The sequence below is a fragment of the Thermostichus sp. MS-CIW-38 genome (assembly GCF_054058415.1).
The window spans coordinates 76114-102125 of sequence record NZ_JBSSAH010000007.1 but is presented as its reverse complement, the minus strand read 5'-3'; the positions used below and the strand labels follow the sequence as shown (position 1 = coordinate 102125).

The window sequence follows — 26012 nt, the reverse complement described above, 5'->3', positions numbered from 1 at the left end:
TCGAGAATCTGGTTGCAAGCATTCGCAAAGCCCTGCAAAGTGCGGTCAATTTCTTGACGCAACTCTACAGGGACTATCAGCTTGCAACGTACCGAGATAGTCTGGCTCATGGGCTTATTGTAGTTTATCCAGACTTTTGACCAGCAAACCTATATGGAGGAGGGCTTTCCTCCCGACACCAAGCCTGCGGCTATGGTGCGGGCCTCCAGCCCGAAAATTTGGTGAAGCCAAGATGGACGTGATCCCAGATGAACCGATTGTGATTGCCAGCCTGCTGAGCCTGGCTTTGCTGGGGATCTTGATTCTGAACTTGGCAGGGCGTGGGTCTGGGGATGCAGATTAAAAGGTTGACAAGCTTACTTATCCTTCTTTAGGATTAGGATCGCCTTGTCGGAGAGCGCCCCCATCGTCTAGAGGCCTAGGACACATCCCTTTCACGGATGCGACAGGGGTTCGAATCCCCTTGGGGGTATTGGGTCAGAGTTATAAGATGAAGCCGTCAACAGGGGATCCCTGGCAGCGGTGACACCTTACTCAGACTTTACTCAGAGAGGCTTTGCCGCCACAAACCACTCCAGATACAAGCTGGGAGAGCGGGTCATCTGGGATCCCCATACAAGCGGCATGGGCAGCCAGCCAACTGCCACTCCGTCGAGGGGGATCCCTATTCCACCCTTACTCCTCAACAGGGGAAAAATCTCCAAAGCAGCGGCCTAGAAGGTTAGGCTTAGTTGTCCAATCGGCTACGGCTTGGGTTTGAGCAGACCTAGGGCCTGCCAGGATCAGGTGCTGGCCACCAGAGCTTCAGCCGGCGTGGCGGCGACCAACAGCTCGTCTTTGATGAGCTCTGCCAGCTCTTGCAGTTGGCGAATCGCCTCTGCTCCTTCCAATTTCATGAGCTCTCGGTCATCCCGCATTTCTGTCCAGCTAATGGAGCATTCGGAAACCAAAAAGCGGATTAGGTGCCCCTCTCGTAAGCTGACCATAAACGAGGCACTCTCGAAAGACGTACCACAGGTGTAGCAAGAGGCTGGGTAGCCCCGCTTCTCCAAAACGATGGCCAGAGCCTGCAAACTCATCACCAGATCTTGAACATAGCTGCGGTATTGTTCCGCCAACCGTGTGAACATCACACTCCTCCCTAACGGATTGGCACTTTTGGGGCTCAGCCTAGCTGCAAATGACCTAACTAGTAATTTATGCTTAGGACTAGGATTACATCTATCATAACAATCGACAACCCCTCAAGGAAGTGATTAAGGCCACAGAGTAGGCAAAGTCTACTTCAGGGAAATGTAGTATTCAACACTTCTCTTAACAAAGACATCAAAATTTACCTCGAGTCAATGCTCTTATCTATCGGGATCCTCACCCAGTGCTTGGCCCAGTCTTTTCTCAAAATGGCTCAGGGCTGCTCGTGTCAGCAGGACAGTTGCCTCAAAGCTTTCTCTTGCAAGGGTCTCACCGATCGCGAAGTAAGACGCGGTCTTTTGACAAGAGACCGGCGGGAGTGTCAAGTGGGCCAAGGCTTGCAGACGAATGCAGATCAAGGTGGGTTCCCGCCCGATTATGCTGAGAAAATTCTCGGCATGGACAATTGAGAAGGAACGGCTCGATGCTGACACCTGTTGATCTGGAAAAACGAGTGGCTTATTTTCAGAGTCCCCAAGCCATTCGGGATCGCTGTCAGTTGCTATTTGAAAGGGTTTTGGCCGATGAATCAGAGCACTTTCGCCTCGACCTGAACCGGATGGGATCCGTAGCCGACTATGTGATCACCACAATGCGGGCCCATTATCCCAACGGGGAAATTCCCTTCCACAGCCGCTGGCAACATTTTCAGGTGGGATCCGGGGAGCGCCTAACCCGTCTGGAAAATCGACTTAAAGACATGGATCCGCTGGAGCGGCTGCGATGCAAGTGGGATCTGGCCATCGTCAGCGTGTTGCTGGACGCAGGGGCAGGCTCTGCCTGGAAGTACCGGGATCCAGAAAGTCAGACGGTGGTGGGTCGTTCCGAAGGTTTGGCCTTGGCCAGTTTCGACTGGTTCTGGCAAGGTGGGTTTTCCAGCGATCCCCAGCAGCCTCTGCAGGTGGATGCGGCAGGCCTGGAGCGGATCACCTTGGCGGATTTGGCAGCAGCTTTCCAGGTGGGGCCGGAAAATCCTTTACTGGGACTGGAGGGGCGCTGGCAACTGCTGCAAAGGTTGGCACAAACTTTGCGGGCTCAACCTCATTACTTTGGATCTGGTCACAATCTTCCTCGTCCAGGCCGGTTGTGGGACGCCATCCAGCCTGAGGATCCCAGCGGTGGGATCGAGGCAGCACAGGTCTTCCAGGCAGTTCAGAGGGGGTTTAGCTCCATTTGGCCTGGGCGAGTCTCGCTGGCCGGGATCCCTCTGGGGGATGTCTGGCCCTATCCCCACCTGCCCCAAACGGAGCCGGGGAGCCATTGGGTGCCTTTTCACAAGTTGTTGCAGTGGATGACCTATTCTCTGCTGGAGCCGTTGCAGCAGGAGGGGATCCCGATCTGGGGTTTGGATGAGCTGACGGGTTTGGCGGAGTATCGCAACGGGGGGTTGTTTGTGGATTTGGGGGTGATCCAACTTAAGCAGCCGGAGATTGGTCAGCAACCGTATCCTCCAGATTCGACGGTGATTGTGGAGTGGCGGGCCCTGACGGTGATTTTGCTGGATCAAGTTGCCTCCTTAATCCGGGAAAGACTGGGTTGCTCTGCCCAAGAGTTGCCCCTGGTGAAGATACTGCAAGGGGGAACCTGGACGGCAGGACGGCAAATAGCGGCCCAGCTTAGGCCAGATGCTTCTCCCCCCATCCAACTGCTCAGCGATGGCACGGTTTTTTAGGGATCCCCTTTCGAGATTCTTAAGAAGTTCTGTAATAATCTCAGGGCCAAATCAGGACGGGATCCCCAGTGCAGATGCAGGTACGAAGCGTGAAGACGCTCGGTGGCCCATCCTTCCTGTTGAAGCTGGGCGGGGGATCCCCAGCCATAGATTGGGCTTGGGGAGATAGGGGTGCTGCGGGAGCGGTGAAATTCATGCCCGCGCAGGCGATCCCCGGCTGGCGCCAGCAGGGTTGGGCGCAAAACGGCAGCTGCGCGGTAGCCCAAACATAGCCGGTTGGCCATGTCTACTGTGATGGGCAACAGCCCGGCCATCGGGTAGGTCTTTCCCTGAAAATCGGTGAGGGATTGGCCCAGCACCATCAGTCCGCCGCACTCGGCGTAGAGGGGTGGGTGGGTGGGCGGGGGAGGTTGTTGGTTAATTCTCTCAGATAGAGGTGCTGCAAACAATTCCGGGAACCCTCCCCCCAGCAGCACGCCGTCACAGGGCTCCGGTGGCCATAGCCCCACCTGGAGGGGGGAATACTCCAGCAGCTCGGCTCCACAGGCCCGCAACAGATCCAAGTTGTCGGCGTAGTAGAAGTTAAAGGCGTGGTCTTGGGCCACCGCCACCCGTACCTGTTCGCAGCGGCGGGGCGGAGTCCTTTCGGTGAGAGGGGGGATCCCTGGCCACAGCTCTCCTACCGCTGGAGGAAGCCTCCGAATGAGGGGCAATAGGCTATCCCAATTGACGTGTTGCTCGGCCAGCTCGGCCCAGGCAGCTTGCCAGTGGGGGAAGTGATCCAGTTCTGAGACAGGCACCAACCCCAGGTGTCGGCTGGGCAACCGCAAATCCTCCCGCCGGGGAAACTGGCCCAAGACTGGGATCCCCGCTGCAGCCGCTGCCTGCTGCAAGATTTGTCCATGCCGCTCCGAGGCCACCCGGTTGAAGATCACCCCAGCAATGGAGAGGCGGGGATCCCAGCGGCTCAAGCCGTAGAGCAAAGCGGCCACCGTCGTTCCCATGCCGCTGCCATCGATCACCAGCACCACAGGGATCCCGAGCAGGCGGGCCACATGGGCGCTGCTGGCAAAAAAAGGCTCCGTTCCGCCCTCGGGGAGGGGCAGGGATCCCGGCGCTCGTCCATCGAAGAGGCCCATCACCCCCTCTACAATGGCTCCATCCTTGCCCTGGCAATGGTGGCGAAAGCAGCGCTGCACAAAGTCCTCGTCGGTCAAGAAGGGATCCAAAGTGCGACAGGGGATCCCGCTCACCGCCGTGTGAAACAGAGGATCAATGTAATCCGGCCCCACCTTGAAAGGTTGGATGCGCAGGCCCCGTCGCCTCAGAGCGGCCAACAGAGCCAGAGTGATGGTGGTTTTGCCGCTGCCGCTTGCTGCCGCCGCCAGCAGAATGGCCATCTTTCCTGCCCAAGGGTTAGAACTCGATGCCGATTTGCGCCTTGATCCCCTGGTCACGGAAGGGATGCTTGACCAAAGTCATCTCCGTCACCAGATCGGCTCGGTCGATCAACGCTGCCGGCGCGCCCCGCCCCGTCAAGATCAGGTGAACCCGCTCCGGTTTCTCCGCTAGCCCGGCCAACACCCTGTCCGGCGAGAGATATCCCAACTTGAGGGCGACATTGATCTCATCCAGAAGCACCAACTGAAACTCCCCGCTGGTGAACAGCTCCCGCCCCTTTTCCCAGGCCGCCTGTGCATGGGCGATGTCTCGCTCCCGGTCTTGGGTTTCCCAGGTAAAGCCCTCTCCCATGGCGTAAAAAGCTATTTTCCCCAGGCCCAGCTCTGGATGCTCGGCCAATTTCCGCAATAGCTTGGCTTCTCCTGGATCCCAGGCCCCCTTGATAAATTGCACCACCCCCACCGACAATCCCTGGCCGAGGGCGCGGAAGATCATGCCAAAGGCAGCCGTGGTCTTTCCCTTGCCCTGCCCGGTGTGTACGATGATCAAGCCCTTGTCATCTCGCATGCCCGACAGACGCTGCCGCTGGATCTGCTGGCGTTTTTGCATTCTTTGGCGATGCCGCCAGTTTGGGTCGGCCTCTGCGCCCGGTGAAGACTCCGCACCGCTATCGCAAGCGTCCTCAAGTTCTGTTGTCGAGAGGGGCTGGGATCCCGAAGCCGGTGCAGGCCAGCCAGACAGGGCGGGTTGGGCCATAATCATAAAAATTGAGATTCGCCACACAAGCTGAGGGGAAGGTGCTGTGCCTACGGCAGGGGAACTGCACCGCTGACGCGACTGTTAGGGCAAACTCAAGTTCCCCCACAGCAGACCGCCCCCATCCTAATCCCTCATCTGGTTGCATTGGCTGGGATCATGAGAGCATGACTCTAGTCAATAATAAGCTCAACTATACTGAAAATAATGTATAATATGTTCAGTACGGATTACTACCAGTTGATCTTTCTGTTTACTTTCGAGTCTGCCAACATGGTAGCCAAAGCAAAGCAGAAAATTGGTAGTAAGACGACACGGAAACTGCGCTTTGGGTATTCTACTCAAAGCTTTGCGGGATACCGCCATTCTGTTTGGAAACAAACAGAATGCTATCGCTGCATAGTTGAACAGTGATGTTCAGCAGTGTTCAGCGTAAATGTATCAGAACCGGCTGCTGCTTTCCGAGATAGCCTGCTAATGTACTGCTTCATCTGGGCAGTGCTGGCAATAGGGTGTTTTCAAGTCTTGCCCCGCATCCAAGTCGTATCTGCCGCCGAGTTGCAACCGTGGCTAGCGCCCAGCTACTTTGCAGGTCTGGGGGGATCCCTATTGGCAGCCTTGGGATCCCTGTTGGCCATCTCAGCCGAAACGACGCCAAATCCTGCCGACAAAAAGCATCTGCACCGCTTGGCTTGGGGATTGGGGACAGTTGGCTTTCTCGGCGTTCTCTCCCCCCTGGGCTTGGCCGGCGCATTCTTTCTCAAAGCCGCTCAGGGGACAGACTGGTGGCAGGGTCTGTTTGGCTGAAGCCGCCCACAGCTTATTTTTTTGACAAATGGGCGGAGGTTGGGGGTACTATAGGGACAAGTTCCGTTCTTTATCCAGAGCAGACTGAGGGACCAGGCCCAATGAAGCTGCGGCAACCCGGCGGAAGCCTCCGCTACGGTGCCAATTCCTGCGGTTAGTCAGTAACCGAAAGATAAAGGCAATAAAGTTTTCTCTAGAGGATAGCCCTCTTTGGCGGGGGACTTTTCTGGCAACTTTATCCTTTAGCAGCTCCCATAGCTCTGGTCGCGGCAGCGGGGCAAGGCCTTCGCGGCAGTGCTGGTGCGTCAGCGGTGCAGAACGCTTGCTGGTTGCTGGGCCTTTCCTCTGGCTGAGTTGGGGCTGGTGCGGAGCACCTGGGGATCCCTGGTTGGCTCTTTCTCCGACGGATAATGAACGAGCGGGTGAGCCTTGTTTTTTGTTCAGCTAGAAATCGCAGGAGCCCCGCACTATACCCGTAGGGTCAGTGTCGGGAGGAATGCGGAAGTTACGATAGAACCATGACCCAAGTTCTGACCGTCTCCTGTAAGCTCAAGGTGTCCCAGTCGCAAGCCGCAAAGTTGGACGCGACAATGGATGCCTTTGTGCAGGCGTTGAACTGGGTCAACCAAAACACGCCCGAGAAAGTCACCAACGCCGTTAAACTTCAATCTCTGTGCTACCGCGAAATCCGTGCCCGGTTCGGCTTGTCCAGTAACTTGGCTCAGCAGGTCTGCAGACGGCTGGCCGGTGCCCGTAAAGTTGCCCAACAGAAAAACCGCCCCGTCAAAGCGTTCAAAGGAGGCTTCGCTACCTACGACGCTCGTATCTTTTCGTTCCGCGAGAAAGACTGGACGGTGTCGCTGACCACGGTGGAGGGTCGAGAGCGCTTTGAGCTGGCGATTGGCCGCTACCAGAGAGAACGGCTGGCGGGCTCCAATCCCAAATCCGCCACTCTGGTCAAGCGCAAAGACGGCTCCTACTCCATTCAAATCTGTGTGGAAACGGAACCGTGCCCACCGCAACGCACGGATAGAGTGCTGGGGGTGGATTTGGGCAGGACGGATATTGCCCATACGTCAGAGGGGGACAACTGGAATGGACAGCAGTTGAACCGAATCCGAGACCACTACTCCAAGCTGAGGGCGGCACTCCAACGCAAAGCCAGTAAGGGCACCCGCAGTTCGCGGCGCAGATGCAGAGAACTGTTGCAACGGCTGTCTGGCAAGGAGAGGCGCTTTCAGGCGTGGGTCAATCATCGCATCTCCAAAGCTATTGTCTCTAGGGCAAAAGCTACCAACAGCGCTCTTGCTCTGGAAGACCTGACAGGGATCCGGAAAAGAGTCAATCAACAGCCGCGCAGCAAAGCCGAGCGGCGCAGGGCCAACAGTTGGGCGTTCTACCAACTACGTCAGTTTCTGGAGTACAAGGCGAGGGTTGCAGGGGTTTCTCTGATTCTTGTGCCGCCCGCCTACACGTCGCAGACCTGCCACTGGTGTTTGCACATCCATCCCGATCCTGCGCAATCCTACCGCAGTGGCAAGTCGTTCAAGTGTGGGCACTGTGGATGGGAAGGGGATGCGGATTTGAATGGTGCGAATGTGATTGCGCTCTTGGGGGCTGTCGTAAACCAGCCTAGAGGTCCGGGCTTGTTTTGTTCTCTGGTAGAGCAGAGCAGGCTCAGGGCTACTGAAAGCCCGCTCCGTACCGCTTTAGCGGTCGGAGTCGGGTAGTTTACGTTCTCAGTTCTAGCTTTTAAGGAGAAGGTTCGTTGTCCAAGTCGTTTTTGTTTTCCTCGGAGTCGGTGACGGAGGGGCACCCCGACAAAATCTGCGATCAGATCTCCGATGCCATCGTGGATGCCCTCTTGACGGCGGATCCCCTCAGTCGGGTGGCCGCCGAGGTGGTGGTCAATACGGGCCTGGTTTTGTTGACCGGGGAGATCACCTCGCAAGCGCAGGTCAACTTCACCCGTCTGGTGCGGGACAAGGTGGCCGAAATTGGCTATACCGATGCCAAGAATGGGTTTTGTGCCGAAAGCTGCGCGGTGTTGGTGGCTTTCGATGAGCAATCTCCCGATATTGCCCAAGGGGTGAACATGGCCCTGGAAAGTCGCGGCTCCCAGGAAGATCAATTCGACTTGGTCGGGGCCGGGGATCAGGGGTTGATGTTTGGCTTTGCCTGCGATGAAACTCCCGAGTTGATGCCCTTGCCCATTAGCTTGGCCCACCGCCTCAGCCGCCAGTTGGCCACGGTTCGCAAAAACGGCACCCTGCCCTATCTGCGCCCGGATGGCAAAACGCAGGTGACTGTGGCCTATGAGGAAGGTCGCCCGGTGGGCATTCACACCCTGCTCATCTCCACCCAGCACACACCCACGATTGGCGCCATTACGGAAGAGGCGGCGGTGCAAGAGCGGATCCGCGCCGATCTCTGGGAGGCAGTGGTCACGCCGGTGTTTGCCGAGCTGCCCATCAAGCCGGATAGCCACACCCGCTTCCTCACCAATCCCACCGGCAAGTTTGTCATCGGCGGCCCTCAGGGAGATGCGGGCCTGACCGGACGCAAGATCATCGTCGATACCTACGGCGGCTATTCTCGCCATGGGGGCGGGGCCTTCTCCGGCAAGGATCCCACCAAGGTGGATCGCAGCGCTGCCTATGCGGCTCGTTACGTGGCCAAGAACATCGTGGCAGCTGGCTTGGCGCAAAAATGTGAAGTGCAGGTGAGCTACGCCATTGGGGTAGCCCGCCCCATCAACATTTTGGTGGAAACCTTTGGCACAGGGCGCATCCCCGACGAAGAGCTGTTGCGGCTGGTGCAGCGCCACTTCGATCTGAGGCCGGCAGCCATTTTGGCCCAGTTCCAACTGCGGGAGCTGCCCCGCCAACGGGGGGGACGCTTCTACCAAAATGTAGCGGTCTATGGTCACTTCGGGCAAACTCACCTGGATCTGCCCTGGGAGCGCACCGATAAAGCCGCTCTGCTGCGGGAGGAGGCTCTTGCCAAGGCGACTGCCCTCTTGGCCTAAGAGGGGATCACTAAGACGGCCTGCTGCCTCAATGCTTGCCCTGGTGCAGTTGCTTAACCAGGTGGGGTAGCTCCGGCAGGATCAGGCTGCGCATAGCCAGTTGCACGGCTGCTGGGGAGCCAGGCATGGAAAAGATCAAGCACTTTCCGTGGATCCCGGCGATGGCCCGAGAGGCGATGGCCCGACTGCCAATCTGGGCATAGCTGAGCTGGCGGAAGATCTCCCCAAAGCCGGGCAAGGTCTTTTCCAGGAGAGCCTCGATGGCGTCGTAAGTGGTGTCGCGGGGGGCGATGCCTGTGCCACCATTCAACAAGATCACCGGCAGGGATCCGGCCCAATCCTGAACCTGCTCTCGAATGAGCTGCGGTTCATCTCGGAGAATGCAATATCTCTCCACCCGGTGGCCGGACTCCTGGAGGGCTGTGCAGATAAACTGGCCGCTGTGATCGGTTTCAGGGGTGCGCGTGTCGCTGACGGTGATCACCCCACAGGGCAAGGAGGCAATGTGCTCCGCACCGCTGTCGCAATCGAGGGGAAAGTTCATGGCCAGGATCCCTGAGGAAAGAGAGTGGCAAGCCCATCAAGACTGTCCCTGAGGGGGCTCGGCAGGAGTTGGAGGGTCAACGACCGTCTGCGAAATCTCCGGGAATGTGCTCTGCACCTCTGTCGCGAACGATGAGGACTCTGTCCCACCGGCACGAGGGGACTGGGCGAGCAGGCGGCGCAGCTTGGGGGGAAGCTCCTGCAACTGCTCCAACAACAAGTTTAGAGATATGGCCGGTTCTCTGGAAAACAGGGATCCCGCGGGGGGTACCGGCGGCAGAGGAGAACAGGCAAAGGCAGCCGCAGCCAAAGAGCGGATCCGCTCCTGCTGCTCCTGCCAAAGGAACTGGCCGATTTCTGGGGGAAAGGTAAGATGAGGAGAGCCGCGACGCTGCCAAAGGCGGAGAAGCTGCTCCACAGAGGCGGCCTTGTACCGCCCCTGGTAGAGGGCTTCTAGCAAGGCTGCCGGGATCCAAAGATCCGGGAACAACTGGCTCCAGCGCTCCACCCAAACCTGGCTGGGTTGACCTTCCAGCTCAAACCCATAGTGCTCCAGAAAGGTGGCAGGATCCATCAGCCCATGGCAGCCCAAGGAAACTCAACTCAAGCTAGTCCAGATCCGCCGAGACAAAGGGGAGATAAAGCCTTTCTCCCTGGATCTCGCAAGACAGCTCTCGTCCAAGAATACCCCTATTTGCCTTTCATGAAGGCTCTGTGAAGAGGCTATAAAGCTGCAAAGCTGCGGTACGCTTAAAGACTCAGTGGCTGACGGGCCCCAGCTCAAGCGCTGCCTCCAGAGCGCGCTCGCTATCAGGAAACTGCGTCAGCAGCCGTCCTAGGAAGGCGACATCTCCCGTCAGGCCGTACAGAGCCATGAGCACATCCCCAGCATAGCGGCTCTGGGGGAAGCGGTTCAGCAGCTCATTGCCGGCGTAGATCGCCTGGCGGGCATAGCCATCCTGCAGGGCTTTGGCTTCCAGAAAGTAGCTGTAGCTGAGGCTGCCAGGATCCACGTAGTCCGGCAGTGACGTGTCGAACAAGCTGGTATCTTCTGTCACTCCTGGGGGGAAGCCCGGCAGCGGATAGATGGCTGCCGTTTCCTCGGGAGGGTAGGTGGTGTACTGGCGGTAGAGGATCAGCACCTGCCGGTACAGGCTTTCTTCCTGAAGATGGGCAGGGGCGGTGGGATCCGCCAGCACAGAGCCGAGTAACTCTGCTGCTACAGCATGGTGATTGGCCCGCTGATAGTCCGATAGAGAACTGGAGGAAGCTGGTTGCGGCGGCGCGCTTCCATCAGCATCCCCACTCAGGCCACCGGCACGGGTTTGGTTAAACAGCCACAGGTACCCATTGCGCCAACCGTCGGCAGCGGCCCAGTGGGCGGCCAGTTGATAGCGTTGTTGGGGAGTGGATTGGGCTTGCCAACGGCTCAATTGGCGCCAGCGTTCTCGTTGGGCCTGGATTTTCGGTTGCAGAGGGGTGCGGCTGGCGGGCACGGGATCCCAGTCGTCCAGCCAGTAGCCGCCATCCAGCAAGGGGTAGCGATCCAACACAGCATCCAAAGCCAGATTTTCCGTCAGCTGCAGGGCTAGGTCGTAGCGGTGTTCGCGGGCGAAGCGAACCGCCAGAGCATAGCGGACGGCGGCGGCCAGAGGATGCTCGCCGTGGCGGTCGAGAAAAGCTTGCAACTCGCTGGGGGTTGCACCGCTGTCTAAGAGCAAAAGCAGGCGGCGGCGCAAGACGTAGCGCATGTCTCCATCGCCGAAGGGATCCGCCAGCCAATTGGCCAAAAGGACCAGTGCTTCTTCCCTTTTGCCCTGCCACTCCAAGGTGCGTGTCAGCCAGAGGGGCGGCTGCGCCGCTCTTCTAAAACCCTTGCCTTTGACCATTCCTGCAGTGCATCCCCCGATTTCTTGGAGGCCTGAGTTGCCAGCACCCTTTCAGGATAGGCTCTCCCTTAGCCGGCGGTTGCCATGGCCTTCAACCCCTTCAAAATCAGGTAGTCCAGAATACTGGTGTTCTCCTCGCCGCGATAATTAAAATTGGAGCGCACCAGCCACAGCCCCTTCTGAGTGCGGCAACAGAGGTTCAGCAGCGTGCGGGCCAAAATCTGTTGACGCGCCTGTAAATCCCGCGCCGCATCGAAAACCTCCCCGTCCCATTCCGGCGTCAGCACACGGCTGTTGTAGAGCACATGCCAGAGGGAGCGGGACCAGCTGGGGTTGGTGATATCAAACCAAAATTGGTAATCCGCCTCCAAACCCCGAGTGATGTAGGCCCCCGGAGTTGCAACTACCAAGTAACGGGAATAGTCGGGCTCGAAGCGGCTGCTGCTGGGGGTCTGTCCCGAGCGGATCATGGCCAAAAAGGCGGGATCCCCTTCGGCAGGGAAGGCCTGACGAAACCGTTGTGCCGCTTCCATCAACACGCGCAGCAGCTCTTGATCCTGAGGGGAAGCAATCACCGAGGCCAAGTGATCGGCAAAAAACTGCTGGAAGAAAGCGGCCAATGAAGGGCCGGGACGATAGCCGCGCAGCCAATCGAACAGTCGCTGGTAGCGCTCCAGGTTGGCAAACCCTACTCGCTCCGGCTGCCGTACTGCTGTTCGGGGACGCAGAGAACGCCCCACCGGATCCCAGGTATCTTCGGCCAACAGAGCTGCCCGGATGGGATCCAGCCCCAGCACCCAGCTCAACATCAGCCGCCAAGCTGGCAAAGTGGGAAAAGCACCCCACTCAGGGTGAGCCAACTCTGCTGCTGTGAGCACCGCCCGCACCAAGGGATAGCGAATCAACGCCGGGAAAGGGGCAATCGGCAAAACTGGCGCTTCCGACAATTGCTCCTGCAAGCTCAGGCTCACCCCCGCATCCATACGGGGCAGCAAAACAGCAATGCGATGGGCAGGGATCCCGGCCCCCAAAAGCCGGCGAATTTGGGCAACCATCACCTCCACCGCCGCAAACTGGGTCTCCTCCTCCAGCGTTTGCACCCTCGGCAGCTCTCCCCCCCTCGGCTCGGGCAGCGGATGGGAAAACTGGGGATCCAACACCCGCGCAATCTGCACCCCCAAGCGGATCATGCCTGCTGAGGCGCGATGGCTCCCTTCCAGAAACTGAACCTGCGTTTTTGCCATCAAGAAGTCAGCTACTGCCTCTGGGATCCCGGTCAAAGAGACCCCGCCGCCGAGGGTGTAGCTGAAAAATTGGCTTTGCAAATGGGCTTGCCCCTGCCGGTAAAACTCCAGCGCCACCCCGCAACTGTCTTCCGCCTGATCTACGATCAGATGATCCCACTCTTGCCAAAACTCCGCTAGCGGCAGGATGTGTTCGCCAAACAGCCGAATTTGCAGACCAAAATCCAAGGATCCCAACCGAAGCGCTGCCTCCCACAGCCGACCCACACAGCAGCCCATTGCCTGCAAAGCCTCTGCCCGCCGCGGATCTGCCTCCTCTGGCCAAGCCTGGGCCAGCCGGGATCCCACCTCTTCTGCCGGCAAACCCGAAGCCCCTGCAATATAAGCAGCACTGCTGATCTGATCCCAGATCTGGAACTCCTTGAGCCCGACCCCGGCAAAGGCTTCCCCATGCCGAGGGCACAAAGCGCAGGCTCGTTCGCAGAGAAATTGAGTGAGATCTTTGGCCAAGGGGATCGGCTCAAACTGAGGAGGCAACTGAGGAAGGCGGGCACACACCTGCGGCCAATGATCGGCCAGAGAGCGCCCAACCCGCTGCAAGAACGTTTCGATCCGCCACGGCCCCACCAAGCCCGAACTGGACTGCTGCAAGCGCCGCAGCACCTCATCCGCTTGCCGTTGACTCCGCACCAAAAACAAGACCCGGCCCGGATCGGCTCCTGCCTGCAACAAACTTCGATAGTGATCCACACAAGCCTGGGTCAGCCCACTGCCTGCCCAGCCCATCACACTTTGGAAGGGAGATGGCTTCCCTGGCCAATGGCTCTTTTCTTCCACTTGAGCTGCCCTTACCCTCTCCGGCCTCTCCAACCAACCCATTTTCTCAGCAAAAGTCTGGACAAACGGGCCTTCGCTTCATTATGATTGTTTTCCGTTGCCAACTGAGTCCATCCGCTTTGGCGACCCGGCGCGCTGCTACACCAGATACTGCCTCTTTAGCAGGTAAGTCTGAGCAGCTCTCAACAAAAGCAGTTTGGCGTGCAGCTTTGGGGGTGAACTAAGCAAAAGGCTCAGCGTTGCCGGCGCTGAACTTGGCCTCGGGGGATCCCTACCTTGCTCTTTCGCCTCAGCCGGCAGACTCAGCTTTGTCTTGAGCTTCCTGCTGCCACGCTATTGCTGTATGCCTATCCATCCGGCTAACTGAGCCATTGGCCTACGGCCCGCTTCGCGAACGGCTAGCCGATTGTCGGAGTGAGCTGGCTCTCAGTTGATGAAAACGAGTCGTTCAGGCTCGATTGGAGGTTCTTGTGGCACTTGGCATCCTCGGAAGAAAAGTCGGCATGACCCAGATCTTCTCTCCAGAAGGGCTGGCCATTCCGGTCACTGTCGTGCAGGCGGGGCCTTGCACCGTGACCCAGATCAAAACTCAAGCCACAGATGGCTACAACGCCATTCAGTTGGGCTACTTGCCCACTGCCGAAAAGCATCTCACGCGGGCGCAGCGGGGCCACCTCACCAAAGCGGGGGTGACAGAGCTGCTGCGCCACCTGCGGGAGTTCCGGGTTGACCAGCCAGAAGCCTACCAGTTGGGGCAGAAAATTACCGTCGAGATGTTCTCCCCTGGCCAATTGGTGGATGTGGCCGGTACCTCCATCGGGCGAGGGTTTGCCGGCTATCAAAAGCGCCACCACTTCGGTCGTGGCCCCATGTCCCACGGCTCCAAAAACCACCGCCGACCGGGCTCCATTGGCGCCGGTACAACCCCAGGCCGCGTGTTTCCGGGGATGCGCATGGCGGGGCGGTTGGGAGGTGGCCGAGTCACCACCCGCAAATTGCAGTTGGTGCAGGTGGATCCAGAGCGGGATCTGCTGGTGATCAAGGGTTGCGTGCCCGGGGTAGAAGGAGGGCTGCTGGAGATCACCCCTGCCAAGCAGGTGGGCAACAAGCGTTAGGGGAGGGATCCCTGGGTGAAACCAAGGTTGACCGGCATCCGCAAAGACGAGGGAACCATGGCAAGTTGTGTGGTGAAAAATTGGCAAGGGGAAACGGTGGGCAGCGCGGAGCTGAGCCTCAAAGTTGCTCGTCCCGAAACAGCCGCCCACATCCTCTATCTGGCACTGCGCCGGCAGATGACCAATGCTCGTCAGGGCAACGCCCACACCAAGACCCGAGCTGAGGTGCGCGGCGGCGGTCGCAAGCCTTGGAAGCAGAAAGGCACCGGTCGGGCCCGTGCCGGCTCCATCCGCTCCCCACTTTGGCGCAAAGGGGGGGTGATCTTCGGCCCCCGCAAGCGGGAATACAACCTGGCCATGAACCGCAAAGAACGGCAACTGGCCCTGCGCACCGCTCTGCAAAGTCGGGTGGAAGACCTGATCGTCGTGGAGGATTTCCAGGAGCAGCTCAACCCGCCCAAAACCCGTGCTGTGGCCCAGGCTTTGCTGCGCTGGGGGGTGATGGAAGATCAATCGGCTCTGCTCATCGTTGCCGAACGCTCGGAAGCGGTAGAGCGGGCTGTGCGCAACATCGCCCGCGTCAAGCTGATTGGCCTGGATCAGATCAACGTCTTCGATCTGCTCAACGTCGATTGGGTGCTGATCACCGTTTCTGCCCTAGAGCAACTCAAGGCCCGTTGGGGATCCGACGCTGCGCCGGCAGTTCTGGAGACTCCCTCTGAGGATGCACCTCAGGCCGACCTAGCCGAAGATCAGGCCCTGCCCGGAGATGGGCCGGAAGATCAGGCCGTTCCAGAAAGCGAACACGAGGAAGCAGAGCAAACCCCAGCCCAACCTGAGGCCCAGGAAAACCAAGCTGCCCTCCAAGGACGTCCAGCAGATCCGCAGGGGCCAGAAGAGCAAACCGAAGAGCCCCAAGATCCAGCAGAAGAACTGGCTCAAGGAGCAGAGCCGTCAACGGTAGAAGAGGCCGAAACAGCCCCAGCAGAGGAGGAAAGCGATGACTGAGAGCAAGCGGATCCTGGCCGACGTCCTGTTGCGCCCCGTCATCACCGAAAAGGCAACCGCCTTGAAGGAGCAGCGCAAATACGTCTTTGAAGTGCTGCCCACTGCCACCAAGCCGCTCATCCGAGCTGCTGTCGAAGAAATGTTCCGCGTGCGAGTCACTTCCGTCAACACCCTGAAGCCCCCGCGCAAGCAGCGGCGGGTGGGCCGCTTCGTTGGCTATCGCACCCGTCCCAAGCGAGCCATTGTGACCTTGGCCGAGGGAGATTCCATTACCCTCTTCCCGGACACCTAACCCCCCTTTTTGAGTTGTTGTCATCCCATCCCCCACCCCTACCCGAGCCATGGGCATTCGTACTCTCCGACCTTACACCCCCAGCACCCGTCACATGACGGTCTCTGACTTCGAGGAGCTGTCCCGTGACGAGAACGGCAAGCGGCCCAGACCGGAAAAGTCGCTGCTGCAATTTATTCACCGCAAGAAAGGGCGCAACAACCGTGGCGTCATCACCTGCCGGCACCGCGGTGGTGGCCACAAGCGGCTTTACCGCATCATCGACTTCCGTCGCGACAAGCGGGGGATCCCGGCGACCGTCAAAACTGTGGAGTACGATCCCAACCGTAGCGCCCACATCTGCTTGGTGGAATACGAAGACGGAGAGAAACGCTACATCCTCGCTCCCCGCAACCTAGAGGTGGGAGCCACCATCATGGCCGGGCCAGAGGCCCCCTTTGAGATCGGCAATGCCATGCCCCTGGAGCGGATCCCCTTGGGAACGGTGGTTCACAATGTGGAGCTGTATCCCGGTCGCGGCGGGCAGATCGTTCGCGCCGCCGGGGCTGGCGCTCAAGTGGTGGCCAGAGAAGGCAAATATGTCTCCCTCAAGCTGCCCTCCGGCGAAGTCCGCATGATCCGCGGCGAGTGCTACGCCACCATCGGCCAACTGGGCAACGTTGACCACAACAACATCAGCCTGGGCAAGGCGGGTCGTAGCCGTTGGTTGGGGCGCCGTCCCAAGGTGCGTGGCTCGGTGATGAACCCTGTGGATCATCCCCATGGCGGCGGGGAAGGGCGAGCCCCCATAGGCCGCAGTACCCCTGTCACCCCTTGGGGCAAGCCCACCCTGGGGTACAAGACCCGCAAACGCAACAAGCCCAGCAACAAATTCATCGTGCGCGGTCGCCGTCGCGGAGGCCGCCGGGACAAGGGCGGAAGGGCTGCTCAGTAGCCGCTGGCCATTCGCTCCCCGAAGCTTTTTCGACAGTGAATTGCTTATCAAACGGTTGAGGTTCTTATGGGACGTTCGCTGAAAAAAGGCCCCTTTGTGGATGCCAAGCTGCTTCTCAAGGTGGAGAAGATGAACGAGCGCAACGAGAAGCACATGATCAAGACCTGGTCGCGGGCCAGCACCATCTTGCCGGTCATGATCGGCCACACCATCGCCGTTCACAACGGCAAGCAACACGTGCCCATCTACATCACCGATCAGATGGTGGGTCACAAGCTGGGGGAATTCGTTCCCACCCGTACCTTCCGCGGTCACGCGGGGAGCGACAAAAAAGCCGCTCGCCGTTGAGAGGAATAACGAACAGGAAAGTATCGAGTAGGCAAGGAGAGGGCCATGGCCGATTCATCCCCTGAGGTTAAAGCGGTAGCCCGCTATATCCGTATGTCCCCCTTTAAAGTGCGGCGGGTGTTGGATCAGATCCGTGGGCGCACCTATGCCGATGCCCTGATTCTTTTGGAGTTCATGCCCTACGCTGCCTGTGAGCCGGTTCGTAAGGTGCTGCGCTCGGCGGTGGCCAACGCAGAGCACAACAACGGCTTGGATCCCTGGGATCTGGTGATCAGCCAGGCCTATGCTGATCAGGGGCCCGTCCTGAAACGGTTTCGCCCCCGCGCCCAAGGGCGGGCCTACCCCATTCGCAAGCGCACCTGTCACATCACCATCGCCGTCCGGCCCATAGAGGAAGCTGAAGCGGCGACGGCCTCTTAACCTCCTGTATTTCTAGCCCTTTACCCTTCAACCGACACCACCATGGGACAGAAGATCCACCCCACCGGTTTCCGCCTCGGCGTGATTAAGGAGCATCGCAGCCGCTGGTTTGCCGATCCAGCCCGCTACCCAGCCTTGTTACAGGAGGACGACCAGATTCGCACCTACCTGACCAAGCAACTGAGCAGTGCTGGTTTGGCCGATATCCAAATCGAGCGCAAAGCGGATCAAATTGACCTGGAGATCCGGGCTGCTCGCCCTGGGGTAGTTGTGGGTCGGGGCGGATCCGGCCTAGAGACTTTGCGCCAAGGTCTACAGAAAGAGCTGTCCGCGCTAGCGGGACAAAGCCCTGGTTCACGAGGTGGCGGCGAACGAACCATTCGCATCAATGTAGTAGAGGTCACCCGTGCCGACGCCGAAGCGACCTTGCTGGCGGAAAATATCGCCCAACAGTTGGAACGGCGGATTGCTTTTCGCCGCATCGTGCGCCAGGTAATCCAACGGGCCCAGCGGGCAGGCGTACAAGGGATCAAAATCCAAATTGCCGGGCGTCTCAACGGGGCCGAGATTGCCCGCACCGAATGGACGCGGGAGGGGCGGATCCCTTTGCATACTTTGCGGGCCGACATCGACTACGCCGAGCACCTCGCCCACACCACTTTCGGCATCATCGGGGTCAAGGTCTGGGTCTTCAAAGGGGAAGTTCTGCCCGGGCAGGAACGCCACGAACAGAAGTTTCCCCTGCAACAGCCCAAACGTCGGCAGCAGCGGCGGCGGCCCACCTTTGAAGATCGCTCGGCTCAGGAGGCCTGAGGGCCAACACCGGAACGTCCAGGGATCCCTATCGCAGTTGACTTAAGGAACGGCCATGTTAAGCCCCAAACGCACCAAGTACCGCAAGCAACAGCGCGGGCGCATGAAAGGCAAAGCGACCCGTGGCAACCGCATCAACTTTGGGGAATACGGCCTTGTGGCCCTAGAACCCGCCTGGATTACAGCTCGACAGATCGAGGCCAGCCGTCGAGCCATGACCCGCTATGTTCGGCGGGGCGGCCAAATCTGGATTCGCATCTTTCCCGACAAGCCCGTTACTCAGCGAGCCGCGGAAACCCGCATGGGATCCGGCAAAGGCAACCCTGAGTACTGGGTTTGTGTCGTCAAGCCGGGCCGTATCCTCTTCGAAATGGGGGGAGTGGCAGAGCCTATCGCCCGCGAGGCCATGCGCCTTGCCGCCCAGAAGCTGCCCATTAAGGTCAAGTTTGTAACCAAAGCCGACTTTGAAAAGCCAGAGCCCGCCCAGGCAACGGCTTCAGAGGTGGCCACCAGCAGTGTATGAGGAGAGTTCAGCCATGCCCATGCCCAAAATTGCTGATGCCCGTGCTTTATCGGACGAAGAGCTGAGCAACGAAATCTACGCCGTCAAGAAAGAGCTGTTTGAGCTGCGTTTGCAGCAGGCCACGCGGCAGTTGAACCAGCCCCATCTCATCCGGCTGCGCAAACACAAGCTGGCGCAACTACTAATTGTGGAGGGAGAGCGTAAGCGGGGCAAACGCCCAACCAAGGAGGAGTAATGGCTGTTCGGGAGAAGATTGGCATTGTTGTCAGCAACAAGATGCAAAAAACGGTGGTTGTTGCTGTGGAAAATCGAGTTGCTCACCCGAAGTACGGCAAGATCGTCGTCAAGACCAAGAAGTTTAAGGCCCACGACGAGGAAAACCGCTGTCAAGAAGGGGATCTGGTGCGCATCACGGAAACCCGTCCCCTTAGCCGCACCAAGCGTTGGCAAGTTGCCGAAATCCTGAGGGAGGTGAAGAAACTATGATTCAGCAGCAAACTATGCTGACGGTGGCCGACAACACCGGTGCTCGCAAGATGATGTGTATTCGCGTGCTGGGCAGCAGTGGCCGTCGCTACGCCAGCTTGGGCGATGTGATCATTGGTGTCGTCAAGGATGCCCTGCCCAACATGCCCGTCAAAAAATCCGATGTTGTCAAGGCCGTTGTTATCCGCACCGTCGATACGGTACGTCGCCCTGACGGCATGTGCATCCGCTTCGACGACAACGCCGCCGTGATCATCAACAATGATGGCAATCCCCGTGGAACTCGTGTTTTCGGCCCTGTAGCCCGCGAGCTGCGGGAGAAAAACTTCACCAAGATCATCTCCCTGGCCCCGGAGGTACTCTGATGGTTCGCCCCCTCAAACCCAGCCAAATTCAGCGCCTAGTTCGGCGCCCCGGCATTCGCAAGCACCGCAACAGCCTGCGCTACAAAATGTGTATCAAGCAAGGGGATACCGTGCAGGTGATCTCCGGCGATGACAAAGGCAAAATCGGCGAGGTGCTGCGCGTTTTTCCCGAGCGCAACATGGTTTTGGTGGAAGGGGTTAACATTGTTACCTACCACCGTAAACCCCAGCGAGAAGGGGAAAGTGGCCGAATTGAGACCAAGGAAGCTCCCATTCCCGTCTGCAAAGTGATGGCCTATTCCAAGAAGCAGGAGGTGGCCAGCCGTATCGGCTATCAAATCACCGCCGATGGTCGCAAGGTTCGCGTCCTTAAGAAAACGGGTGAGATTCTCGACTAAGCTTTTGATCCCTTTCCACCATTGGTTTGGCTCTGACCCAGCCCAGAGCCACAAGGAGAAGCCACCATGCCCCAGCGTCTGCAAATCCACTACAACACCGTCATCGTCCCCAAGCTGCAAAAGGAGTTGGGCTACACCAACATCCACCAGGTGCCCCGCCTGGAGAAGATCGTGATCAACCGCGGCTTGGGGGAAGCTTCCCAAAATGCCAAGGCTCTGGAATCCTCCATTGCCGAGATCAGCGCCATCACCGGTCAGCGTCCGGTGATCACCCGCGCCAAAAAGGCAATTGCCAGCTTCAAGATTCGCAAGGGCATGCCGGTTGGCCTGATGGTAACCCTACGGCGGGAGCGCATGTATGCGTTTTTGGATCGCCTGATCAACATTGCTCTGCCCCGTATCCGTGACTTCCGCGGCGTCAGCCCCAAAGCCTTTGATGGACGAGGCAACTACACCCTGGGCATCCGCGAACAACTGATTTTTCCCGAAATCAACTATGACTCTGTAGATCAGTTGCGAGGTATGGATATTTCAATTGTGACCACTGCTAAAACCGACGAAGAGGGCCGTGCCCTGCTCAAAGCCTTTGGCATGCCCTTTGCCTCTTAGCTTTGCCCACCCTGAGTTTCCTTGATTGATCTTCCGAGGAGCACTGATGGCCCACACCAACGACACGATCGCCGATATGCTCACCCGCATTCGCAATGCCACCATGGCTCGGCACGAGTCGGTGGCAGTTCCGGCCACCCGCATGACCCGCAGCATCGCTCGCGTTCTTCATGAGGAAGGGTTCGTCAGCGAATGGAAGGAGGAGGGAGAAGGGATCCAAGCCCGGGTGGTGTTGCGATTGAAGTACAAAGGCAAAGGCCGCAACTGCAGGCCCATCATCAATGGTCTAAAGCGGGTGAGCCGACCCGGCCTGCGGGTTTACCGCAACCACAAAGAGCTGCCCCGAGTGCTGGGAGGAATTGGAATTGCCATCATCTCCACCTCCAACGGCATTATGACCGACCGGGAGGCTCGTAAGCAGGGCATTGGCGGCGAAGTCCTCTGCCTTGTCTACTAGACATTAAGTTTTCTCTGGTCAGGAGTTTTTCCCATGTCCCGTATCGGTAGACGCCCCATCGCCCTTCCTGCCAAGGTGGAGATCCAGATCGACGGCCAACACATTGCAGTGAAAGGCCCGAAAGGTCAACTGTCCCGCAGTTTGCCGCCCTTGATCACAGTCCAGCAAAACGCTCAGATGCTCACGGTCAGCCGTCTCAACGATTCTCGTCCTGCCCGCCAACTGCACGGCCTCTGCCGCACCTTGGTCGCCAACATGGTCGATGGAGTATCCAAGGGATTTGAGCGGCGGCTGGAATTGGTGGGCGTGGGCTACCGGGCTGCCATCCAAGGCAGCAAGTTGGTTTTGAACGTCGGCTACAGTCACCCTGTGGAGATCCCCTTTCCCCCCGGCATCCAAATTGCCGTTGAGGGAAACAACATCATTGTTGTCTCAGGCACAGATAAAGAACTGGTGGGCAATACTGCCGCCCGCATCCGAGCGGTCCGGCCTCCGGAGCCCTACAAGGGGAAAGGGATCCGTTATCTAGGGGAACAAGTTCGCCGCAAGGCGGGTAAATCCGGGAAAGCGAAGAAGTAAATAGCCCATTGCGAAAGCGGGACGGAGTCCTATGAAAACCAGCCGCAAAATCACCACCCAACGTCGTCATCGACGCATTCGCCGCAAGGTCTTTGGCACTGCCGAGCGGCCTCGCCTGGCCGTGTTTCGCTCCCATCGACACATCTACGCCCAGGTGATCGACGATGTAGCCCAGCATACCTTAACCTCCGCCTCCACCTTGGACACGGAGCTGCGCGAAAAATTCAAAGAAACCGGGACGGCTACTCAAGAAGCGGCTGCCTTGGTGGGCCGCTCAGTTGCCGAACGAGCCTTACAGATGGGCATTTCCCGCGTGGTTTTCGATCGGGGGGGCAAGCTTTATCACGGGCGCGTTCAAGCCCTGGCAGAAGCTGCCCGAGAAGCAGGGTTACAGTTCTAGCTACTGAGGACACAGCACATGGCTGAGCAGAGGGAACGTCGCAGAAGCAAGAAAAGCCGCGAAGAGCAGCCCACGGAGTGGCAAGAGCGGGTCATCCAGATTCGCCGCGTCACCAAGGTGGTCAAGGGCGGCAAGAAGTTGAGCTTCCGCGCTGTGGTGGTGGTCGGCAACGAGCGGGGCCAAGTCGGGGTTGGCGTGGGCAAAGCCAACGATGTGATCGGAGCAGTGCGCAAGGGAGTTGTGGACGGTAAAAAACACCTGATTGAGGTGCCCCTCACCAAAGGTTTGTCCGTACCCCATCCCATGCAGGGGGCAGGCGGCGGTGCCACTGTCTTGGTCATGCCAGCAGCTCCTGGCACAGGCGTCATTGCAGGGGGGGCAGTCCGCACCGTTCTGGAGCTGGCGGGTGTACGCAACAGCTTGGCCAAGCAACTGGGATCCAGCAACCCCCTTAACAATGCCCGTGCCACCATCGATGCGCTGCGGCGGATGCGTACCTTCAAGCAGGTGGCCCAAGACCGAGACATCGATGTGCGCCGCCTATTGGGCAAGTGATGGACAGGTGATATTGAGCAAGTGAGCTAGAGGTAGACATGCGACTGGAAGACATTCGGCCTCAAGCAGGTTCGACGCGGCGGCGGCGGCGGCTAGGTCGTGGCGTTTCTGCCGGGCAGGGGGCCTCCTGTGGCAAGGGGATGCGGGGGCAAAAGGCCCGCAAGGGGGGTGGTACACGACCCGGCTTTGAAGGGGGGCAGACTCCCCTCTACCGGCGTTTGCCCAAGCTTAAGCATTTCCCCCGCTACACGCGGCGTCTGGAATACACCCTGGTCAACCTGCGCGCCTTGGCGGATCTGCCTGCCGGCAGCGAGGTCAGCCTGCAAAGCTTAATGGAACGAGGGATCGTCACCACCAACGATGGCCCGCTGAAGATCTTGGGAGATGGGGAAGTCAGCGTGCCCCTGACGATCAGGGCGGCGGCTATTACCGCTTCAGCCAAAGCCAAGATCGAGGCAGCCGGAGGTCGGGTGGAAATCTTGGGATCCTAAACCCCTTCTTCCCGTTGCTCTGGCCGGCTTCTGCCGGGTGGCGCTGAGTTGCACTTTTTTGATTTTGCTTTGATTTTGCCGACTGCTCCACCAGCAGCGTAGAGTGGTAGATAGCTAACCTTGCCCTTTGCTCCCGCGAGATTCTCTTCCCTATGGTTGACACACGAGGTTCCGCCCCCTCTGCCCAAGAGACCTTTATGCAGATGGCTATGGCCTCTGGCCTGCGCAGCCGTCTGTTTCTCACCTTGGGCTTGCTGCTGTTGGTCAGACTGGGCATTTACATCCCCATTCCCAGTATCGATCGGGCCCGCTTTGCCGCCGAAGCTGCCAACAGCCCTGTGTTTGGCTTGCTGGATGTCTTCTCCGGCGGGGGGATTTCTGCTTTGGGAATTTTCGCCCTTGGGATCCTGCCCTTCATCAATGCCTCAATTATCATGCAGTTGCTGGTCTCGGCCATTCCAGCCTTGGAGAACCTGCAGAAAAACGAGGGAGAACAGGGGCGGCGGCAGATTTCTCAGTACACCCGCTATGTCACCTTGGTTTGGGCCATCATCCAGGGCATTGGCATTTCCTTTTGGGTGCGGGAGTTTGCCAGTACCACCAATGAGTTGGCCTTCATGGCCTCCACCACCCTGGCTCTGGCGGCGGGATCCCTGTTTGTGATGTGGCTGGGAGAGATGATCACGGAGAAAGGGGTGGGAAGTGGCCCTTCGCTCTTGATCTTCGTCAACATTGTTGCCACTCTGCCCCGTGCCCTCGGACAGACTATTAGCCTGGCCCGTGCCGATAGCAGCACCATCGGTGGCATCTTGCTGTTGCTGGCAATCTTTTTGGTCACCATTGTCGGCATTGTCTTTGTCCAAGAAGGCAGCCGCAAGATCCCTATCGTCTACGCCAAGCGCCAGGTGGGCAACAAGCTGTTCCGCGAGCAGAAAAGCTATCTGCCCCTGAGGCTAAACCAAGGGGGGGTGATGCCGATCATCTTTGCCTACTCGGTGATGTCCCTGCCTCTGGCCCTGGCCCAGTACACCCAAAACCTGACTTTGGTGCAAGTGGCCAACTTCCTATCCCCCACCTCCTGGTTCTACATTCCTTTTTATTTCGTGCTGATCCTCTTCTTCAGCTACTTCTACGCCTCTTTGCTCATCAACCCGGTGGATCTGGCTCAAAACTTGAAGAAGATGGGGGCCAGCATTCCAGGGGTACGCCCGGGCAAGGCCACTGCCGAGTATGTCGAAGGGATCCTCAACCGCCTGACGCTGCTGGGGGCTTTGTTCCTGTGCGCGGTGGCCATCATCCCGACGACGGTGGAACGGGCAACCGGCATCACCACTTTCCAAGGTTTGGGGGCGACCTCGCTACTGATTTTGGTGGGGGTGGCGATCGAGACCTCCAAGCAGATCCAGACTTATGTCATCTCACAACGCTACGAAGGGATGGTCAAACAGTAGTGCCGAGGTTGATCTTTCTGGGGCCGCCGGGGGCGGGCAAAGGTACACAGGCGGAGCGGCTGGCGGCCATTTACCACACGCCCAAAATTTCCACAGGCGATCTGTTGCGGGCCGAGGTGAAAGCCCAAACGCCCCTGGGGTGCCAGGCCAAGGTTTACATGGATGCGGGAGAGCTGGTGCCTGACGAGGTGCTGATCGGGATGGTGAAGGGGCAGTTGCAGCAGTCTCCGGAGCAGGGTTGGATCCTGGATGGATTTCCTCGCACCTTAGCCCAGGCAGAAGCCTTGGAAGAGCTGCTGCAAGAGCTGGGACAAGATTACGACTACGTCCTCAACTTGGAGGTGCCGGATGAGGTGGTGGTGGCCCGGCTGCTGGCCCGGGGCAAGGAACAGGGGCGCAGCGATGATGCGGATCGGTCGGTGATTCTCAAGCGTCTGGAGGTCTATCGGCAGCAGACGGCTCCCCTAATTGATTTTTATGAGGCCAAGGGGCGCTTGCAGCGGGTCAACGGCAACCAGCCGATGGAATCCGTACAGGAACATCTGCAGGCTCTTTTGGAAGGCTTCAGGAGGACGGCGTGATCAGAGCAGGAGCTGGAAATCCCTCCCAGCGGCGGGGCATGCAGCTTATTGAGATCAAATCTCGCCGCGAAGTGGAGAAAATGCGGCGGGCCGGTCGGGTGGTGGCCCAAGTATTGCAGGAAATCGCGGAGCGCCTAGAGCCGGGCTGGACTACGGCAGATATCGATACCTATGCTGAGAGACGGGTGGCCCAACTCAATGCTTTGCCCAGTTTCAAGGGCTACTACGGCTTTCCCGCCTGCGTTTGTGTCAGTGTCAACCATGAGGTGGTGCACGGGATCCCCAGTCCCCGTAAAGTGGTGCAGCCGGGAGATGTGGTCAAAGTGGATTTTGGTGCCATCGTCGAGGGCTGGCATGCGGACTCCTGTATCACCATCGGCCTGGAACCCCTGAGCGACGCAGCTCGGGATCTGATCGATACTGCGGCCAAAGCCCTGCAGACGGGCATCGACTGTGTGCGCCACGGCGTTTGGCTTCAGGATGTCTCGGGTGCCATTGAAGATTACATCGAGGGGCGGGGCTATTCTGTGGTGAAGCAGTATGTTGGTCACGGGGTGGGGCGCAACCTGCACGAGGAGCCGCAGTTTCCCAACTATCGCACCCGCGATCTGCCCAATCCCAAGCTGCGCTCCGGCATGACAGTGGCCATTGAGCCGATGGTGAATGCGGGGGGAGAGGCAACCCGAGTGTTGCCAGACCAATGGACGGTGGTCACAGTAGATGGCTCTTGGTCAGCTCAGTTTGAGCACACGGTCTTGGTCACCGAGTCTGGAGCAGAAATTTTGACCGATCGCACGCCTTTTCAGTCCTAAGGGATCC

At 58.8% G+C, this 26012-nt stretch carries 32 protein-coding genes, 1 tRNA gene, 2 pseudogenes and 1 riboswitch; of the genes and pseudogenes, 27 read left to right on the top strand and 8 right to left on the bottom strand.

The window, feature by feature from the left end; genetic code table 11:
* Positions 1–110: pseudogene (locus ACVWXZ_RS04605) on the bottom strand (transposase); the annotation flags it as partial.
* 289 nt (positions 111–399) lie between these two features.
* Here ACVWXZ_RS04605 and ACVWXZ_RS04600 point away from each other — a divergent pair.
* Positions 400–472: transfer RNA gene (locus ACVWXZ_RS04600), tRNA-Glu, on the top strand.
* Between the two features lie 310 nt (positions 473–782).
* On the opposite strand, the gene ACVWXZ_RS04595 is transcribed toward ACVWXZ_RS04600, so the two are convergent.
* Positions 783–1130: a DUF1815 family protein gene (locus ACVWXZ_RS04595; protein WP_011434143.1), complete on the bottom strand. Its 348-nt coding sequence runs from the start codon at positions 1128–1130 to the stop codon at positions 783–785.
* A 485-nt stretch (positions 1131–1615) separates the two neighbouring features.
* Here ACVWXZ_RS04595 and ACVWXZ_RS04590 point away from each other — a divergent pair, with 485 nt between their 5' ends.
* Positions 1616–2863 (top strand): URC4/urg3 family protein, encoded by a 1248-nt coding sequence (locus ACVWXZ_RS04590; protein ID WP_457482208.1) that lies wholly within the window; start codon positions 1616–1618, stop codon positions 2861–2863.
* Here ACVWXZ_RS04590 and ACVWXZ_RS04585 read toward each other — a convergent pair.
* Positions 2860–4263: a cobyrinate a,c-diamide synthase gene (locus tag ACVWXZ_RS04585; RefSeq protein ID WP_457482207.1), complete on the bottom strand. Its 1404-nt coding sequence runs from the start codon at positions 4261–4263 to the stop codon at positions 2860–2862. The genes ACVWXZ_RS04590 and ACVWXZ_RS04585 overlap by 4 nt on opposite strands.
* Positions 4264–4279: 16 nt before the next feature.
* Positions 4280–5020: a cob(I)yrinic acid a,c-diamide adenosyltransferase gene (gene cobO, locus ACVWXZ_RS04580; RefSeq protein ID WP_083757680.1), complete on the bottom strand. Its 741-nt coding sequence runs from the start codon at positions 5018–5020 to the stop codon at positions 4280–4282.
* Between the two features lie 219 nt (positions 5021–5239).
* On the opposite strand from cobO, the pseudogene ACVWXZ_RS04575 reads away from it, so the two are divergent.
* The 4 genes and pseudogenes from ACVWXZ_RS04575 to metK all read left to right on the top strand — a co-directional run.
* Positions 5240–5423, top strand: a pseudogene (locus ACVWXZ_RS04575) (hypothetical protein); the annotation flags it as partial.
* Positions 5424–5497: 74 nt separating this feature from the next.
* A complete protein-coding gene (locus ACVWXZ_RS04570; RefSeq protein WP_414380886.1) occupies positions 5498–5827 on the top strand; it encodes a hypothetical protein in 330 nt (109 codons plus the stop codon).
* A gap of 67 nt (positions 5828–5894) precedes the next feature.
* Positions 5895–6006, top strand: a riboswitch (SAM riboswitch).
* A 339-nt stretch (positions 6007–6345) separates the two neighbouring features.
* Entirely contained in the window at positions 6346–7557 is a 1212-nt protein-coding gene (locus tag ACVWXZ_RS04565) for an RNA-guided endonuclease InsQ/TnpB family protein (RefSeq protein WP_457402986.1), read from the top strand.
* A gap of 38 nt (positions 7558–7595) precedes the next feature.
* On the top strand, positions 7596–8855 hold the full coding sequence (gene metK / locus ACVWXZ_RS04560; protein WP_041436796.1) for a methionine adenosyltransferase: 1260 nt from the start codon (positions 7596–7598) through the stop codon (positions 8853–8855).
* 28 nt (positions 8856–8883) lie between these two features.
* On the opposite strand, the gene ACVWXZ_RS04555 is transcribed toward metK, so the two are convergent.
* From ACVWXZ_RS04555 to ACVWXZ_RS04540, 4 genes are all read right to left on the bottom strand, one after another.
* Positions 8884–9399 carry a MogA/MoaB family molybdenum cofactor biosynthesis protein gene (locus ACVWXZ_RS04555; protein ID WP_457402989.1) on the bottom strand — a complete coding sequence of 172 codons (516 nt, stop codon included), beginning with the start codon at positions 9397–9399 and terminating at the stop codon, positions 8884–8886.
* A gap of 36 nt (positions 9400–9435) precedes the next feature.
* Positions 9436–9972 (bottom strand): hypothetical protein, encoded by a 537-nt coding sequence (locus ACVWXZ_RS04550; protein WP_457402991.1) that lies wholly within the window; start codon positions 9970–9972, stop codon positions 9436–9438.
* A gap of 184 nt (positions 9973–10156) precedes the next feature.
* Positions 10157–11287, bottom strand: coding sequence for a hypothetical protein (locus tag ACVWXZ_RS04545; protein ID WP_414329181.1), 1131 nt, complete (start codon positions 11285–11287; stop codon positions 10157–10159).
* Positions 11288–11355: 68 nt separating this feature from the next.
* Entirely contained in the window at positions 11356–13368 is a 2013-nt protein-coding gene (locus ACVWXZ_RS04540; RefSeq protein ID WP_457482206.1) for a hypothetical protein, read from the bottom strand.
* A gap of 470 nt (positions 13369–13838) precedes the next feature.
* Between ACVWXZ_RS04540 and rplC the strand changes: the two genes are divergently transcribed.
* The 21 genes from rplC to map all read left to right on the top strand — a co-directional run bounded on the left by rplC (position 13839) and on the right by map (position 26005).
* Complete coding sequence (gene rplC, locus ACVWXZ_RS04535; RefSeq protein WP_011434152.1) at positions 13839–14483, top strand: 50S ribosomal protein L3; 645 nt, start codon at positions 13839–13841, stop codon at positions 14481–14483.
* Between the two features lie 15 nt (positions 14484–14498).
* Positions 14499–15491, top strand: coding sequence for a 50S ribosomal protein L4 (gene rplD, locus ACVWXZ_RS04530; RefSeq protein ID WP_457393073.1), 993 nt, complete (start codon positions 14499–14501; stop codon positions 15489–15491).
* Complete coding sequence (locus ACVWXZ_RS04525) at positions 15484–15783, top strand: 50S ribosomal protein L23 (RefSeq protein ID WP_457393075.1); 300 nt, start codon at positions 15484–15486, stop codon at positions 15781–15783. Before rplD ends, ACVWXZ_RS04525 begins: the two co-directional genes overlap by 8 nt.
* 49 nt (positions 15784–15832) lie before the next feature.
* Complete coding sequence (gene rplB / locus ACVWXZ_RS04520; protein ID WP_457393077.1) at positions 15833–16717, top strand: 50S ribosomal protein L2; 885 nt, start codon at positions 15833–15835, stop codon at positions 16715–16717.
* A 66-nt stretch (positions 16718–16783) separates the two neighbouring features.
* Entirely contained in the window at positions 16784–17065 is a 282-nt protein-coding gene (rpsS, locus tag ACVWXZ_RS04515; RefSeq protein ID WP_414331934.1) for a 30S ribosomal protein S19, read from the top strand.
* 45 nt (positions 17066–17110) lie between these two features.
* Entirely contained in the window at positions 17111–17485 is a 375-nt protein-coding gene (gene rplV / locus ACVWXZ_RS04510) for a 50S ribosomal protein L22 (protein WP_457387574.1), read from the top strand.
* 42 nt (positions 17486–17527) lie between these two features.
* Positions 17528–18298 carry a 30S ribosomal protein S3 gene (gene rpsC / locus ACVWXZ_RS04505; RefSeq protein ID WP_457385386.1) on the top strand — a complete coding sequence of 257 codons (771 nt, stop codon included), beginning with the start codon at positions 17528–17530 and terminating at the stop codon, positions 18296–18298.
* A 55-nt stretch (positions 18299–18353) separates the two neighbouring features.
* Complete coding sequence (gene rplP / locus ACVWXZ_RS04500; RefSeq protein ID WP_011434159.1) at positions 18354–18821, top strand: 50S ribosomal protein L16; 468 nt, start codon at positions 18354–18356, stop codon at positions 18819–18821.
* A gap of 13 nt (positions 18822–18834) precedes the next feature.
* The gene (rpmC, locus tag ACVWXZ_RS04495) at positions 18835–19056 is read left to right on the top strand and encodes a 50S ribosomal protein L29 (RefSeq protein WP_457387575.1); all 222 of its coding nucleotides are present in this window, start codon (positions 18835–18837) and stop codon (positions 19054–19056) included.
* Positions 19056–19307, top strand: coding sequence for a 30S ribosomal protein S17 (gene rpsQ / locus ACVWXZ_RS04490; RefSeq protein ID WP_011434161.1), 252 nt, complete (start codon positions 19056–19058; stop codon positions 19305–19307). The genes rpmC and rpsQ overlap by 1 nt, the downstream gene beginning before the upstream one ends.
* Positions 19304–19672: a 50S ribosomal protein L14 gene (gene rplN, locus ACVWXZ_RS04485; protein WP_011434162.1), complete on the top strand. Its 369-nt coding sequence runs from the start codon at positions 19304–19306 to the stop codon at positions 19670–19672. Before rpsQ ends, rplN begins: the two co-directional genes overlap by 4 nt.
* Positions 19672–20070, top strand: coding sequence for a 50S ribosomal protein L24 (gene rplX / locus ACVWXZ_RS04480; RefSeq protein WP_414349594.1), 399 nt, complete (start codon positions 19672–19674; stop codon positions 20068–20070). The genes rplN and rplX overlap by 1 nt, the downstream gene beginning before the upstream one ends.
* A gap of 66 nt (positions 20071–20136) precedes the next feature.
* Complete coding sequence (gene rplE / locus ACVWXZ_RS04475; protein ID WP_414328930.1) at positions 20137–20679, top strand: 50S ribosomal protein L5; 543 nt, start codon at positions 20137–20139, stop codon at positions 20677–20679.
* 46 nt (positions 20680–20725) lie between these two features.
* Positions 20726–21136, top strand: coding sequence for a 30S ribosomal protein S8 (gene rpsH, locus ACVWXZ_RS04470; protein WP_011434165.1), 411 nt, complete (start codon positions 20726–20728; stop codon positions 21134–21136).
* Positions 21137–21169: 33 nt separating this feature from the next.
* Positions 21170–21715: a 50S ribosomal protein L6 gene (gene rplF, locus ACVWXZ_RS04465; RefSeq protein WP_011434166.1), complete on the top strand. Its 546-nt coding sequence runs from the start codon at positions 21170–21172 to the stop codon at positions 21713–21715.
* Positions 21716–21746: 31 nt separating this feature from the next.
* On the top strand, positions 21747–22115 hold the full coding sequence (gene rplR / locus ACVWXZ_RS04460; protein ID WP_414349593.1) for a 50S ribosomal protein L18: 369 nt from the start codon (positions 21747–21749) through the stop codon (positions 22113–22115).
* 18 nt (positions 22116–22133) lie between these two features.
* A complete protein-coding gene (rpsE, locus tag ACVWXZ_RS04455; protein ID WP_414344276.1) occupies positions 22134–22670 on the top strand; it encodes a 30S ribosomal protein S5 in 537 nt (178 codons plus the stop codon).
* A gap of 38 nt (positions 22671–22708) precedes the next feature.
* A complete protein-coding gene (gene rplO, locus ACVWXZ_RS04450; RefSeq protein ID WP_414355942.1) occupies positions 22709–23161 on the top strand; it encodes a 50S ribosomal protein L15 in 453 nt (150 codons plus the stop codon).
* Between the two features lie 152 nt (positions 23162–23313).
* Positions 23314–24612 (top strand): preprotein translocase subunit SecY, encoded by a 1299-nt coding sequence (secY, locus tag ACVWXZ_RS04445; protein WP_011434170.1) that lies wholly within the window; start codon positions 23314–23316, stop codon positions 24610–24612.
* Positions 24612–25193: an adenylate kinase gene (locus ACVWXZ_RS04440; protein ID WP_011434171.1), complete on the top strand. Its 582-nt coding sequence runs from the start codon at positions 24612–24614 to the stop codon at positions 25191–25193. The genes secY and ACVWXZ_RS04440 overlap by 1 nt, the downstream gene beginning before the upstream one ends.
* 38 nt (positions 25194–25231) lie before the next feature.
* Entirely contained in the window at positions 25232–26005 is a 774-nt protein-coding gene (gene map / locus ACVWXZ_RS04435; protein ID WP_414344308.1) for a type I methionyl aminopeptidase, read from the top strand.
* The last annotated feature ends 7 nt before the right edge of the window (positions 26006–26012 follow it).

Excerpts from the sequence above, each read along its gene's own strand:
- ACVWXZ_RS04595 (WP_011434143.1), bottom strand. The coding sequence starts at position 1,130 with ATGTTCACACGGTTGGCGGAACAATACCGCAGCTATGTTCAAGATCTG.
- ACVWXZ_RS04590 (WP_457482208.1), top strand. The coding sequence starts at position 1,616 with ATGCTGACACCTGTTGATCTGGAAAAACGAGTGGCTTATTTTCAGAGT.
- ACVWXZ_RS04585 (WP_457482207.1), bottom strand. The coding sequence starts at position 4,263 with ATGGCCATTCTGCTGGCGGCGGCAGCAAGCGGCAGCGGCAAAACCACC.
- cobO (WP_083757680.1), bottom strand. The coding sequence starts at position 5,020 with ATGGCCCAACCCGCCCTGTCTGGCTGGCCTGCACCGGCTTCGGGATCC.
- ACVWXZ_RS04570 (WP_414380886.1), top strand. The coding sequence starts at position 5,498 with ATGTACTGCTTCATCTGGGCAGTGCTGGCAATAGGGTGTTTTCAAGTC.
- ACVWXZ_RS04565 (WP_457402986.1), top strand. The coding sequence starts at position 6,346 with ATGACCCAAGTTCTGACCGTCTCCTGTAAGCTCAAGGTGTCCCAGTCG.
- ACVWXZ_RS04555 (WP_457402989.1), bottom strand. The coding sequence starts at position 9,399 with ATGAACTTTCCCCTCGATTGCGACAGCGGTGCGGAGCACATTGCCTCC.
- ACVWXZ_RS04550 (WP_457402991.1), bottom strand. The coding sequence starts at position 9,972 with ATGGATCCTGCCACCTTTCTGGAGCACTATGGGTTTGAGCTGGAAGGT.
- ACVWXZ_RS04545 (WP_414329181.1), bottom strand. The coding sequence starts at position 11,287 with ATGGTCAAAGGCAAGGGTTTTAGAAGAGCGGCGCAGCCGCCCCTCTGG.
- ACVWXZ_RS04525 (WP_457393075.1), top strand. The coding sequence starts at position 15,484 with ATGACTGAGAGCAAGCGGATCCTGGCCGACGTCCTGTTGCGCCCCGTC.
- rplB (WP_457393077.1), top strand. The coding sequence starts at position 15,833 with ATGGGCATTCGTACTCTCCGACCTTACACCCCCAGCACCCGTCACATG.
- rpsS (WP_414331934.1), top strand. The coding sequence starts at position 16,784 with ATGGGACGTTCGCTGAAAAAAGGCCCCTTTGTGGATGCCAAGCTGCTT.
- rplV (WP_457387574.1), top strand. The coding sequence starts at position 17,111 with ATGGCCGATTCATCCCCTGAGGTTAAAGCGGTAGCCCGCTATATCCGT.
- rpsC (WP_457385386.1), top strand. The coding sequence starts at position 17,528 with ATGGGACAGAAGATCCACCCCACCGGTTTCCGCCTCGGCGTGATTAAG.
- rplP (WP_011434159.1), top strand. The coding sequence starts at position 18,354 with ATGTTAAGCCCCAAACGCACCAAGTACCGCAAGCAACAGCGCGGGCGC.
- rpmC (WP_457387575.1), top strand. The coding sequence starts at position 18,835 with ATGCCCATGCCCAAAATTGCTGATGCCCGTGCTTTATCGGACGAAGAG.
- rpsQ (WP_011434161.1), top strand. The coding sequence starts at position 19,056 with ATGGCTGTTCGGGAGAAGATTGGCATTGTTGTCAGCAACAAGATGCAA.
- rplN (WP_011434162.1), top strand. The coding sequence starts at position 19,304 with ATGATTCAGCAGCAAACTATGCTGACGGTGGCCGACAACACCGGTGCT.
- rplX (WP_414349594.1), top strand. The coding sequence starts at position 19,672 with ATGGTTCGCCCCCTCAAACCCAGCCAAATTCAGCGCCTAGTTCGGCGC.
- rplE (WP_414328930.1), top strand. The coding sequence starts at position 20,137 with ATGCCCCAGCGTCTGCAAATCCACTACAACACCGTCATCGTCCCCAAG.
- rpsH (WP_011434165.1), top strand. The coding sequence starts at position 20,726 with ATGGCCCACACCAACGACACGATCGCCGATATGCTCACCCGCATTCGC.
- rplF (WP_011434166.1), top strand. The coding sequence starts at position 21,170 with ATGTCCCGTATCGGTAGACGCCCCATCGCCCTTCCTGCCAAGGTGGAG.
- rplR (WP_414349593.1), top strand. The coding sequence starts at position 21,747 with ATGAAAACCAGCCGCAAAATCACCACCCAACGTCGTCATCGACGCATT.
- rpsE (WP_414344276.1), top strand. The coding sequence starts at position 22,134 with ATGGCTGAGCAGAGGGAACGTCGCAGAAGCAAGAAAAGCCGCGAAGAG.
- rplO (WP_414355942.1), top strand. The coding sequence starts at position 22,709 with ATGCGACTGGAAGACATTCGGCCTCAAGCAGGTTCGACGCGGCGGCGG.
- secY (WP_011434170.1), top strand. The coding sequence starts at position 23,314 with ATGGTTGACACACGAGGTTCCGCCCCCTCTGCCCAAGAGACCTTTATG.
- map (WP_414344308.1), top strand. The coding sequence starts at position 25,232 with ATGCAGCTTATTGAGATCAAATCTCGCCGCGAAGTGGAGAAAATGCGG.